Genomic DNA, 11,896 nt, shown 5'->3' with positions numbered 1-11,896 from the left:
GATCGGAAATTACAGATATAAAAAGGAACCACTTATGTTTATTCTTTTTACAATAAAAAAACAAACCCCTCCGCAAATAACGGCAAAGAACCATGGCAGATGCCTATTCCTTCTCCAACATGGACACATACACTGTCTTGTAATAATTTGAGGAGGGGACAAAAAATGGAGAGACAATTTTTTGGAAGCGGTATGGGTTTTGGAGGTTATCCTAGTTTCGGTATGGGTTATGGCGGCTATGGAGGTTATCCTGGCTATGGTATGGGTTATGGCGGCTATGGAGGTTATCCTGGCTATGGTATGGGTTATGGCGGCTATGGAGGTTATCCTGGCTATGGTATGGGTCATGGTGGCTATGGAGGCTATGGAGGCTATCCTGGATACGGTATGGGTCATGGCGGCTATGGAGGTTATCCTGGATACGGTATGGGACATGGCGGCTATGGAGGTTATCCTGGTTACGGTATGGGACATGGCGGCTATGGAGGTTATCCTGGTTACGGCATGGGTTATGGCGGTCATCGGGAAGCCCTTTGTTAATCAACTAACGAATCCTTATGTTAATCTCGTTATACTAAAAGCTCGGAGAATAAAACCTCCGAGCTTTTTCTGTGAAGCTTTATTGAATTTTCACTTTCAGTAGTGAACTGTCCAAAATAGAACCTGTTCCTCAAACTGTCCTTCGTAGTGCTACCGATTAATAACCACCAAAGCAAACTGCTCCGATAATGATTAAAAGAATGAACAAGACAACAATTAAAGCGAAGCCGCCGCGGCCGCCGTATCCCCCGTATCCCCCATAGCCGCAACCGCCATATCCACCGAAAAACCCCATAGTATAACCCCCTTTCAATTAGAATGATCAACTCTTAATAGCAACGGCCTACAAATGAAGATCCTATAATGATTAGTAAGATAAACAAGACAACGACTAAAGCAAAGCCACCACCAAAACCTACTCCATCAGACATATTTAAAGCCTCCTTCCGTGCACTTAATAACAGAGTATGAAAAACTTTGAAAACTGGAATCCCACAAACCATTAAGGACCAGCCTTAGTATTGAATAAAGTTCAGATAATGACGTTACTTGAAAAAAAATAAAAAACCCCCGAGGTGGAGGCATGTATCAGGGCACTAACAAATAGCTAAGTCTTTTACGCTGCTGGGAAAAATTAGTGCTGCACTGCCCATTGAGGAAGAACTCAATAGGCTCTATCCAAAATGGGTGAAACTGCGTACAGACGATATGAACTTTGTTTGAGGACTGTTTCTGAGTCTGCCAGCGTAAATTCCTTTGTTATGTTCATTTTAACCCCGTATAGTGGGGGTTGAAATATGGCATGGAAAGGTTAAATAGGTGTTGCTTAAGGTGAGGTGTTTTTTGAAAAAAAAAGCCCCACCTCTTTCGATGCGCTAAAAGAGGCGGGCCACTATTCTTCTATACTGTTTTAGATTGAACATCCATTTTGACATGTCTTGTTTTCTTCTGATGCAAGTAATATGCAAAAGATAATAGAAGTAACCAAGGTATTCCGACCATTAAGGTTGCTTTGAAGAAGGAGACAAACCATGTAGTGAAGAGCAAGCTTAGCATGAGGAGTGCTCCTAATAAGGTCAAGTAAGGAAAACCCCACATTCTTACTGAAAGCTTTTCGCCTCTGTATTTTTTACGGAAGAAATAATGGGTGACAAATATCATCAGCCATGTGAACATGGCGCCGAACATGGAGATTCCCATCATAAGCAAGTAGGCTTGATCTGGTACGATGGCATGGATTACGGCTGCAATGGCAATCCCAATCGTCGAAAGGACCAAGGAATAAACAGGGACATTCTTTTTATTTAATTTGCCAAACCGTGACGGTGCATAGCCTGCTCGCGAAAGTGAAAACATCATCCGTGTGGTAATATACAGCTGGCTATTCATAGCCGAAAGGGCAGCGACCAGGACAACAAAATTCATGATTCCGGCAGCGCCAGGGATATTCATGAATTCAATGACTTTGACAAATGGGCTTTTTTCAATGCCTGCTCCGGCCCACGGTACAATCGCAAGCATAAGTGTCAAGGTGAGAAGATAGAAGAATATCAAACGGAAAACAGTTGCCTTCAGTGCTTTAGGTACTGCTACTTGCGGGTTTTCGGCTTCACCGGCTGTTACAGCGATCATCTCGATACTTAAATAACTAAATAAGGCAATGACCACCGCAATCCACATGCCTGACCAGCCATTTGGAAGGAAGCCGCCATCATTTGTATAGTTTTGGAAGCCGATTTCCGGATTGCTCCCGCCAAAAACAACATAAGCGCCGATTAAAATAAACGCGACAATCGCCACAATTTTAATCATCGAGAACCAATATTCAACAGAACCAAATAAATTAACGCTCGTTGCATTTACATAAATTAAAATCGCGGAAAAGATAAGAATCCAAACAGTGCCAGGGATACTTGGAAACCAGTAGGACATGTAGACAGCCACCGCGGTTACTTCAACTCCGACAGCGGCAACGATACAGGCCCAATAAGAATAGCGGACAAGATAACCTGCCCATGGATTGATATAATGTTCGGCATAGGCGCCGAATGATCCCGAGGTAGGATGGGCAACAGTCATTTCAGCAAGACATCCCATTAGCAATAGAGCAATAAAAGCCCCAATCGCATAGCTGATGATTACGCTCGGCCCGGCTTGGCCAATTGCAAAGCCGCTCCCAAGAAAAAGCCCTGTTCCAATTGCTCCTCCAATGGCAATCATTGAAATTTGCCCGGTCGTTAACTTTTTACTAAGACCCTTTTCACGATCGACAATTTGCTGGAAACTCCCGTTTTGCTTCATGCGCATTCTCCTTTTTTTAGGTCGGAATAGGAAACTAAGCCACTACTTCTCTTGCATTCTCGTAATTTTTATATTCTTCGTTTACCATAACGCTTTTTAAAATTTGAATCGTTTCCCATATATCTTCAAATGTTGTATATAAAGCGGCAGGGGCAAGCCTGATGACATTTGGGAATCTGAAATCCGGGATTACATGATGGTCTTTCAAAGCTTTGCAAATTCTTGCCGCTTCATCATGCTCGAGACAAACATGTCCGCCGCGGCGTTCATCTTCCCTTGGGTTTCCAATCGTAAATCCAAAATTGGAAAGATCAACCTCGATTAATTGCATCATATAGTCAGTCATTTCGAGGGACTTTGCACGGAGATTTTCAATTCCAGCCTCAGCAAAGATTTCAAGAGACCCTAAGAGCGGGGCAGCACTTAAAATATGTGGAGTACCAATTTGGAAGGCACCAGCTGATTGGGCATGTGTCAATTCTAATTCAAGATCAAACTGTTTATCTTTGCTTGAACTAAACCAGCCTGCCAAACCAGGGGCTCTTCCATGATGCCTTTCATGTACAAATAAACCTCCAACACCGCCCGGGCCACTATTCAAATACTTATAATTGCACCAGACAGCAAAATCGACACACCAATCATGCATGGAATGCGGGAGAGCACCAATCGAATGGGCCAAATCAAATCCTATTAATATATTTCTACTATGTGCTTCTTTCGCCAAAAGCTCCATATCCAGCAGCTGGCCGCTTCGATATAGAACAGATGGCATCCAGACGATGGCGACCTCGTCCGTCATCGCAGAAATGATGTCTGCTTCGTCAATCGTGCGGGAATCGTGGCTTTTTACCAACACTAAATGTTCATTTGGATCAAGTCCATGAAGCTGCAATTGGGACTTTATCGCATAAATATCCGATGAGAAGTCCAATTCGCCTGCTACTATTTTTGTCCGTTTTCCTTCTGGTTTGTAAAAGGTAGCTAAAATTTGATGAATGTTCCTCGTAATCGAACCTGTAACAATTGTTTCCTCTGGCTTTGCTCCTATCAAGGGGGCAGTCATTGCGCCTAATTTCTCCGAAAAATCAAACCAAGGCTGATGCCCTGACATCCATCCATCGATGCCAAGATTCTTCCAATCATCCAAACTGAGAAGCAATGTTTTTTCCGCCCGCTTGGAAAGCAGCCCTAACGAGTTTCCGTCCATATAATATGTACCTTCTTTAATGTAAAACTCTTCTCTAAAGGTCATACTATTCCGATCTAATTGTTGGGCGTATTCTATTGTTGGCAAAAATGTATCCGCTTTCATTTTTCCGACCATCCTTTCAGCTTTGTTAATTGAAGAATATAGCAGAAGTTGACATCATGTCAATATCATTTAGCTGAATATTTTAAAAATTTAAAACATAATGGTCGGAAACGGCCAATTTGGAAGCCGATTAACAGGTAACGATAAGGGAGAGGAACAATTTAACTAGCATCTGAATTAGTATTTCATTTCAAATGTTAAAAATATCAGTTAGTAAGCGGAATAGATTTCTCTCAGAATTAAAAGAAGCATTTGAGGTAAAATGTCACTCAGCAAACGGGTGCTATGATTTAAGAAGGATTTGGGCGCTCGTTTGTTGAATTCCATCTTGAAAGGTTACTTTAAGAAGGATTTAGTCAGATAGAAAAAACATGACGGATTTGTTAAGGGGGGCAATTAATGAATTTCAATTTTAAATGGCTATATATTTCATTAGCGGTAATTTCAATTGTTGTATCTCCGTTTGCTACTGAATTAAGATTCGTTGGATATATTGTTTGTATAATACTTTCTGCTGCTTTAATAATTGAAAATAAAGATTCAAAGGGGAAAGTATTGGGGGGGTTCCTATATTTTATTTTTCTTATGGTTGCTCTTTGGATGGGAGAATCAACTAATGTTTAATGCACTTGCTGTTGAGGTTCATCTTCCACTACGAGGCAGGTATGAAGACGGGAACAGCCTGAAAATAGATGTTTACCCATCCTTCATTGGTTATGAAGACGGGAACAGCCTGAAAATAGATGTTTACCCATCCTTCATTGGGTATGAAGACGGGAACAGCCCCAAAAAAGCGGTCTACCCCTCCTTCATTAGGTTTGTTGAAGATATTTCCTGTAAGAATTTCAAACAATCCTTACACGAATACAGGTATTAGAAATAAACGGAACATTGGAGGTATGCAATCTGAAGATCAATAGAATAGATCATGTGAGTATAAACGTAAATAATCTTTCTGAGGCTAAAGCGTTTTTTCTTGATTTAGGACTTGAAGTGAAAGCGGAATGGGAATTGGATGGAGAACTGTTAGACAGAATAGTTGGGCTTAATGATGTTAAAACGGCATGTGTAGGATTAGGGATGCCAGATGGTCAGGCATGGATAGAACTAGTTAAATTTTATACGCCATCAGATGAAAAGGATATTCAGCAACCTTTTGCAAATACACTGGGTATCCGGCATATTTGCTTTGCTGTTGAAGATATTGAGGCTATAGTTGAAAAATTGAAAAAGAGGGGCACGGAAATCTTTAGTGAGATACAGCAATATGAAGAAAGTTATAAGTTATGCTATGTTCGTGGTCCGGAGGGTATTATTTTAGAGTTGGCGGAGAAAGTCAGATAAATAGTATAAAGGACTTTAAAGATTTCTTCTTAATTATCGGTGCGTTTAATCCAGGAAGTATTTACTCACCCTGGTGAATTCTTTATTGTCCAAACGAAAGGAATAATTTTCTATAATTTTTTAAAAAAATATTGAAAACGTTATCAAATGCGTTTATATTGAATATAACCTTTAGGTTATATGTAAGGGAGGAGGGAATGAAAATGCCAGATGTCTATCGAGCTTTAGGTGATCCTACCCGCCGTCGCATATTGAGCATACTTAAACAAGGAAGCAAAACCCAAAAGGAGATAGTTGAAGCATTCGATATCTCTCAACCAGCCATTAAGAAGCATTTAACTATTCTGTTGGAGGAAAAAATTATTTCAGAGAGATTAAAAGGGAAGTATCGTATTTATTCGCTAAACCCTAACTCCCTCCAAATAGCTTTCCAGGATGTGCTTCAATACATCGGAGAACTACTCGGTGATCAGCTCGTAAGTCTAAAACATTATGTTGAAAAAGGAGAGATTCGAGATGAACAAGATTAAGGACTCCGTCAAAAGAGAAATTGTTATTAATGCCACTCTAATTGAAGTATGGGATGCTTTGACTAAACCTGAGCATTTAAACCGTTGGTATACAAAAAATGCGGAAATAGATTTTTGTGTAGGTGGCAAAGGTTACATGAATCATGGTTGGGGAGCAACAACGGAAGGTATATTCACTGAAATTGATGCGATGAAACGCTTTGCAATCCAAAGTATGGATGGTGATTTTACTACTATTACTTCATTAATGGAAGTTGAAAATGGTATTAAGGTGAGTATTGAATATCAAGCTTCCTTTTTGAGTGAAATGTCTCAAGCTATAAAAGAAAATATGTTGTTTGGTACAGGTCAATTCTTAGAAAATCTGAAGAGTGTCTATGAAACAGGTGAGGATATTCGTGCAAAGTTATGGAAAGGTTGGATTGGTATTACACACACAACTAACGAGGGGGCCATAGGTACAAGAGTATTAACGGTAAAGAAAGGTTCAGTAGCTGCAGCTGCCGGGATTGAACCTGGAGACATAATAAAGGAAATCGATAGAGAAGAAATTGTAGGGTATGAATCATTTGGGAGAGCATTAAACAAAAAAGCTGTTAATCAGACTGTAACCTTAACGATAGAAAGAAAAAGTGAAAAATTAGAATTAAGCTGCCTTGTGGATGCTTATCCTGTGTCTTATTAACATACCATGAAGATCGTAAAAATACTTCTCTAGTAACTGGTGCGTTAATCTAAGGATTAACGCCTTTTTTTTGTTACAGTTATTAGTATCGGGGCAGGTTAGTTCAATAAGAAAATGTTTACAGGAGTTTATCATAAGTATTTCTAAGTAAAGAGCAACGCCATAAAAGCGTTACTCTAGCTCTTCATTCGTTAGTTAATAAGGATTCTTATGGAGGATAAAAACCTCAACCTTCTCCATCAGGGAAATCTAAAACAACCTTTGCATCTCCCATTGTTTCTATTCGCACTATTTCCTCTTTTAACATTTCCTGAATAGGGATAATCTCTTTATATTGCTGGTTATAAATTTCCACATCCTCCAATACTGTTGGATGAAGGATGACCTCGATTCGTTCTTCCATTAGTGGAATGGTTATTGTTTCGATGCCTGAATTTTGGGTGTCAACTGAAGGCACTGACTTTGTTTCTATAATCAATTCTTCGCGAGTTATGGGCACATTAATTTGCTTCGCCTCGGTATAAGTTCTTTTATAGACCCTAACATTAGCTGTTTCACTCCACTTCTTGCTTACCTGCAATTGTTCCTTATGTAGTTGGAGTTCACGTTTTTCATGTTTTTCTGGCAAAAGAATCACCTTCCAGGGATAGTTAAAACACCTTTCCATTTAAATGAAATGAAAAGGTGTTCAGTGGTTTAGCCTTTATTTATATCTTCAAATTCAGATGCACCAGAAACGATTTCGACGCTACCAGTTGTATTTACATGGGCTTCTTCATGCTGGAGTGTTTCCTGGATTTGCTTAGTTTCCTCTACCTCACGTTTTGAAGCAGATACCTCCTCGGTAGTGACTGTATATTTATTAACCTCCACTTCTTCCTGGCTGACTGGAATACGGATAGTCTCGCCTGAGGTAATGGATTCATTACTCCGTTCGTTATTCATCGGTGTTCTCTTTATGACAACTTCTTCATGCATAACTGGTACATTGACAGTCTTTTGCTCCTCAACAACTTCTTTACTTAATACTACTTCACCAGCGTCGATATTATTTTTTGTTATGTCAAGTTCTTCTTTATGAAGCTGGATGCTTCCGCTGCTTTGGCTATCCTGTTGATTTGAACTGGTCTTACTTCCCTGACTACCTGAAGTTTGTGATTTGTCATCACCAAAAAAAGTTTCCATGTAAATTCCCCTCGCATTTGATTTTAGACAGCAGTTATATATTTTGCTTTAAAGAGATAATTATGCTCTAAACCAAAAAAATTAATGGCCATATAGTATGGGAACTATTCCATTTGAATTACCATTTTCGGATAAGAGAGAGTCATTTATACTATTGGGTTATTAGCAACTATCGTTTCAATTTTTTCTTTAATTTTGATATTCCCTTCTTTTCTCCTCTCTCGATTTGAAAGTATTGGAATAGCGATTTTTGGTCTTATTATTGAATTGTTATTTGATAAGAAAAATATTAAATTTAATCTGGAGTATGGAAAACCCATATTAAAAAATCTATTGTTGAACAAACGGGGCAGATTTGTTGAAGAAGGATTTTAAATGTTTTTATAGAAGTTATTTCTAATATAGGGGGTTGGGTTTTTGATTAAAGGGTTATATGAAGCACATTTACCTGTCAGTAATCTTGAAAACTCTATGGAGTTTTATAAAAAATTAGATTTGGAAATTGCGTTAAACAAGAAAACTTAGTGTTTTTCTGGATTGATAAAGGAAGAAGCTGGTTAGGATTGTGGGAGACAGATAAAGTGAATACCCCCTACCATCCTTCTTTGAGACATGTAGCCTTCCAAATCGATCGAGGAGATTTGAAAAATGTTAAGGGATGGTTAGAAGAGAGGGGAATAGCTGTCTCAACTAATTTTGGATTCCCTCCTGAAAAACAACCATTAGTCTTACCTAATAATCCACAAGCTCATGCAGCTATTTATTTTAAAGATCCTGATGGAAATAGTATTGAATTGATTGCTCCTTTAAGGATAGATTTTGAAGAAGAATTTAAAATGATGACTTTAGAGGAATGGAAACAAAATACCAAGATTGTGAAGTAATGTCCTTGAACTATGGGGTGCGTTGATCCAAGAAGGATTAACCGCCTTTTTTGGTGAAGTCTTTCTTGAGCTGCCGGGGCAGTTTAGTGCAATAAGAAGTAGGTCTTAATATTCATTTCGAAACATATCCCAAGTAATATTCGTCTCATGAATTAAATTGTAGGAGGTGGATAATATCAAGAAAATTCATTTTGGGAGTTTAACCGTTGTATTAATATTGTCATTATTAGGGTGTCAACAAAATGTAGCTTTATCGGATTACCTTAATTCAAAAAAGGATAAAGAAGTATTTATTGAACCTGAACCATCAGATTGGGTGAAATATTCAAAGCCTGTAAGAGAGTATATGTATCATAGAACTCAAGCAGTAATAAATAATGATATAAATATTCTGTGGGAAAGATACCCCAAATTAAAAGAGAATATTGACCTTGAAAAAGGAATTAATGCAGAGAAAAATGAGGTTAAAACCTTAAAAGAAGGATTTGACTTGTTGGATGCCAATTACGATATTGAAAGTTATGAACGAATTAAGGTGAATGCCATAAATGATAATGAAGTAATAGTTCTTGTTCACGGAAGCATTGTTTATTTGAGAAATGATTTCGACGAATCTGGTGGGGAATATCTAATGAAAGTCTTCTTAAAACAGAAAAATAATCATTGGAACGTGGTAAAAACTGATGAATATACTACATCTGAATACAAAGAATGGTTACAAGAAAAAAATGAATGATTCATCCTTTTTAAACAAACGGGTGCGTTGGTCCAGCAGGATTAACCCCTTTTTTGTTGAATTTTTTATTGCAACAAACGGGGCAGGTTAGTTGAAGAAGGAATAAACTTACATTTATCGAATTAAATTAATAAGTCAAATAATCATAAAGGAGAAAATATAAAGATTTGAGGGAGAGGTTCTACAAATTAATGAAAATAGTGTAACAACTCCCTAATATCAATACTATACGGGTCAAGGAATTTACGTTAACGATTAATAAGCGAGGCCAGGCACCCTCCTATTGGAGATGGCGCCTGGCCCCTAATCATTAGCTTAGGATTTGTTCGATTTCGTTTAGTGCTTGTTCGAAGGCTTTGCAGGCATTGTCGACTGGTACCGGACTGGTCATGTCGACGCCGGCTTTTTTGAGTACCTCAATTGGATAGTCAGAGCTACCGGCTTTCAGAAAGTCGATGTAGCGGTTGACTGCCGGCTGTCCTTCTTCAAGGATTTGCCTGCTTAATGCGGTTGCTGCGCTGTAGCCTGTCGCATATTGGTAAACATAGTAGTTGTGATAGAAATGCGGGATTCTTGACCACTCGAGGCCGATTTCTTCATCAATGGTAATATCCTGGCCGCCGAAGTATTTTTTGTTCAGCTCATAATAATCCTTGGTCAAAGAATCTGCCGTAAGTGTTTTGTTGTTCTGGGACTTCTTGTGGATTTGGTGCTCGAACTCCGCGAACATCGTCTGGCGGAATACAGTCGCCCTGAATCCTTCAAGGAAGTGATTGAGCAAGTACAGCCGCTTTTGCTCGTCACCAATTGTTTTTAGCAGATAATCATTCAAAAGCGCTTCATTGCAGGTCGATGCGACTTCGGCAACGAAAACGCTGAAATTGGCATACGGATATGGCTGGGCTTTATTTGTATAATATCTATGGACCGAGTGTCCGAATTCATGGGCAAGCGTAAACAGGTTGTCCACATTGTTGTGCCAGTTCATCAGGATATACGGATTCGTACGGTAAGCACCCGAAGAATACGCCCCGCTCCGCTTTCCTCTGTTTTCGTGGACGTCGACCCATCGGTTATCAAAGCCCTCTTTCAGGATGTTCTGATACTCCTCGCCAAGCGGTGCAAGGCCCTTCAACACGAGGTCCCGGGCTTCATCGTACGAAATCTCCATCTTGACATCCTTTACAAGCGGAGTATACAAATCATACATATGAAGCTCGTTGACGCCAAGCACTTTTTTGCGAAGCTTTACATAACGGTGCAGCAAATGCAAATTGTTACTGATTGAATGAACAAGATTGTCATAGACGGTTTCCGGGATATTGTTCGCGGCCAGCGCGGCTTGACGGGCAGAATCATAGTTGCGGATACGGGCATTGAAGTTGTCCTTCTTCACCTGGCCGCTAAGTGTGCTCGCAAATGTGTTCCTGAACTTTCCGTAGGTATCAAAAACTGCCTTGAACGCGTCATGGCGCACCCTTGCATCCGCGCTCTCAAGGAATCTAGAGTAGCGGCCATGGGTCACTTCGACCTCTTCCCCGTTTTCATCCTTAATTGGTGGGAACTCCAGGTCCGCGTTATTCAGCATACCGAACGTGTTTGATGACGCAGCCATCACTTCATCGGCTTCAGCCAGGAGCGCCTCCTTTTCAGCGGATAAAATATGCGGGCGTTGGAGGTTGATTTCTTCTAGGGCATGCTCGTACAGCTTAAGCTCAGGTTTTTCCTCCAAAAATCCTTTGATTTTTGGCTCATCAATTGAAAGAATTTCCGGCACGATAAAAGCAAGCTGGCTTGCCGCCTGGGAATAGAATGCCTTCATTCTGCCATCCATTCCTTGATAAAAGGAATTTCCGGTATCCTCGTCGTACCTCAGGTGGGAATATGTATACAAACTGCCAATCCGACCAAGGAGCTGGTCGTGTTCCTGCAAAGCGGTGTATAGGCTATCTGCACTTTCACCGAGTTTTCCACGATGGGCGCTTACTCCTGGAATAAGCTCTTTCACTTCCTGGAATTCCTTCTCCCAGTCATCATCGGACGCAAAGAGATCTTCAAGGCGCCACGTTTCCTCAACCGGAACCTCGCTTCTTGCAGGTAACTTTTTTACTGCAGTTTCATTCGTCATATTGATCCCCCTATCTAGCTATCGTTTTACGAAGCAATACCATTAATAGTATTCTTCTTTCTTTTGGAAAATTCCTTCATTATGCAATTGATAAAACCCTTATTAAGCTATCTGGGAAGGTTAGTTTAAAATTATGGCTAAAACTAATGACCGTAATCAGAGGTTTTGGAATAGGATATATGTTCTTAAAGACAAAGGGGTGGGTCTGATGGAATTTTATGTTTTACAAAGCAAGTCGGAACCAATCG

General features: G+C 39.8%; 14 protein-coding genes and 1 pseudogene. 8 read left to right on the top strand and 7 right to left on the bottom strand.

Annotated features, from left to right (window positions below; all coding sequences use genetic code 11):
* Positions 1-165 precede the first annotated feature (165 nt).
* Positions 166-540, top strand: coding sequence for a hypothetical protein (locus tag A8F94_RS16320; RefSeq protein ID WP_139070120.1), 375 nt, complete (start codon positions 166-168; stop codon positions 538-540).
* Positions 541-697: 157 nt separating this feature from the next.
* Here the strand turns inward: A8F94_RS16320 and A8F94_RS25100 are convergent, their stop codons facing one another.
* From A8F94_RS25100 to kynU, 4 genes are all read right to left on the bottom strand, one after another.
* Positions 698-835 carry a YjcZ family sporulation protein gene (locus tag A8F94_RS25100; protein WP_077247772.1) on the bottom strand — a complete coding sequence of 46 codons (138 nt, stop codon included), beginning with the start codon at positions 833-835 and terminating at the stop codon, positions 698-700.
* 34 nt (positions 836-869) lie between these two features.
* Positions 870-971, bottom strand: coding sequence for a YjcZ family sporulation protein (locus A8F94_RS25095; RefSeq protein ID WP_077247771.1), 102 nt, complete (start codon positions 969-971; stop codon positions 870-872).
* A 469-nt stretch (positions 972-1,440) separates the two neighbouring features.
* A complete protein-coding gene (locus tag A8F94_RS16315; protein WP_066202607.1) occupies positions 1,441-2,841 on the bottom strand; it encodes an amino acid permease in 1,401 nt (466 codons plus the stop codon).
* Between the two features lie 34 nt (positions 2,842-2,875).
* The gene (gene kynU / locus A8F94_RS16310) at positions 2,876-4,156 is read right to left on the bottom strand and encodes a kynureninase (RefSeq protein WP_066202605.1); all 1,281 of its coding nucleotides are present in this window, start codon (positions 4,154-4,156) and stop codon (positions 2,876-2,878) included.
* Between the two features lie 399 nt (positions 4,157-4,555).
* Here kynU and A8F94_RS16305 point away from each other — a divergent pair, with 399 nt between their 5' ends.
* The 5 genes from A8F94_RS16305 to A8F94_RS16285 all read left to right on the top strand — a co-directional run bounded on the left by A8F94_RS16305 (position 4,556) and on the right by A8F94_RS16285 (position 6,715).
* On the top strand, positions 4,556-4,780 hold the full coding sequence (locus tag A8F94_RS16305) for a hypothetical protein (RefSeq protein ID WP_066202603.1): 225 nt from the start codon (positions 4,556-4,558) through the stop codon (positions 4,778-4,780).
* Positions 4,773-5,033 carry a hypothetical protein gene (locus A8F94_RS16300; protein ID WP_066202601.1) on the top strand — a complete coding sequence of 87 codons (261 nt, stop codon included), beginning with the start codon at positions 4,773-4,775 and terminating at the stop codon, positions 5,031-5,033. Before A8F94_RS16305 ends, A8F94_RS16300 begins: the two co-directional genes overlap by 8 nt.
* Positions 5,034-5,062: 29 nt before the next feature.
* Complete coding sequence (locus tag A8F94_RS16295) at positions 5,063-5,500, top strand: VOC family protein (RefSeq protein ID WP_066204004.1); 438 nt, start codon at positions 5,063-5,065, stop codon at positions 5,498-5,500.
* Positions 5,501-5,697: 197 nt separating this feature from the next.
* Entirely contained in the window at positions 5,698-6,030 is a 333-nt protein-coding gene (locus A8F94_RS16290) for a metalloregulator ArsR/SmtB family transcription factor (RefSeq protein ID WP_077247770.1), read from the top strand.
* Positions 6,017-6,715, top strand: coding sequence for an SRPBCC domain-containing protein (locus tag A8F94_RS16285; protein WP_066202599.1), 699 nt, complete (start codon positions 6,017-6,019; stop codon positions 6,713-6,715). Before A8F94_RS16290 ends, A8F94_RS16285 begins: the two co-directional genes overlap by 14 nt.
* Positions 6,716-6,941: 226 nt before the next feature.
* On the opposite strand, the gene A8F94_RS16280 is transcribed toward A8F94_RS16285, so the two are convergent.
* Together A8F94_RS16280 and A8F94_RS16275 are read right to left on the bottom strand one after the other, a co-directional pair.
* Positions 6,942-7,343 carry a YsnF/AvaK domain-containing protein gene (locus tag A8F94_RS16280; protein ID WP_066202596.1) on the bottom strand — a complete coding sequence of 134 codons (402 nt, stop codon included), beginning with the start codon at positions 7,341-7,343 and terminating at the stop codon, positions 6,942-6,944.
* Between the two features lie 68 nt (positions 7,344-7,411).
* On the bottom strand, positions 7,412-7,900 hold the full coding sequence (locus A8F94_RS16275) for a YsnF/AvaK domain-containing protein (RefSeq protein WP_066202592.1): 489 nt from the start codon (positions 7,898-7,900) through the stop codon (positions 7,412-7,414).
* A 417-nt stretch (positions 7,901-8,317) separates the two neighbouring features.
* On the opposite strand from A8F94_RS16275, the pseudogene A8F94_RS26680 reads away from it, so the two are divergent.
* Together A8F94_RS26680 and A8F94_RS16265 are read left to right on the top strand one after the other, a co-directional pair.
* A pseudogene (locus A8F94_RS26680) lies at positions 8,318-8,784 on the top strand (VOC family protein).
* A gap of 166 nt (positions 8,785-8,950) precedes the next feature.
* Positions 8,951-9,520, top strand: a complete 570-nt coding sequence (locus A8F94_RS16265) for a hypothetical protein (RefSeq protein WP_139070119.1) — start codon at positions 8,951-8,953, stop codon at positions 9,518-9,520.
* 310 nt (positions 9,521-9,830) lie between these two features.
* On the opposite strand, the gene pepF is transcribed toward A8F94_RS16265, so the two are convergent.
* Positions 9,831-11,648 carry an oligoendopeptidase F gene (gene pepF, locus A8F94_RS16260; RefSeq protein ID WP_066202589.1) on the bottom strand — a complete coding sequence of 606 codons (1,818 nt, stop codon included), beginning with the start codon at positions 11,646-11,648 and terminating at the stop codon, positions 9,831-9,833.
* Between the last annotated feature and the right edge of the window lie 248 nt (positions 11,649-11,896).

The sequence above is a fragment of the Bacillus sp. FJAT-27225 genome (genome assembly GCF_001685025.1).
Taxonomy (GTDB): domain Bacteria; phylum Bacillota; class Bacilli; order Bacillales; family Cytobacillaceae; genus Bacillus_D.
The sequence above is the reverse complement of the archived record's forward strand: the minus strand, read 5'-3'. Positions and strand labels throughout refer to the sequence as shown.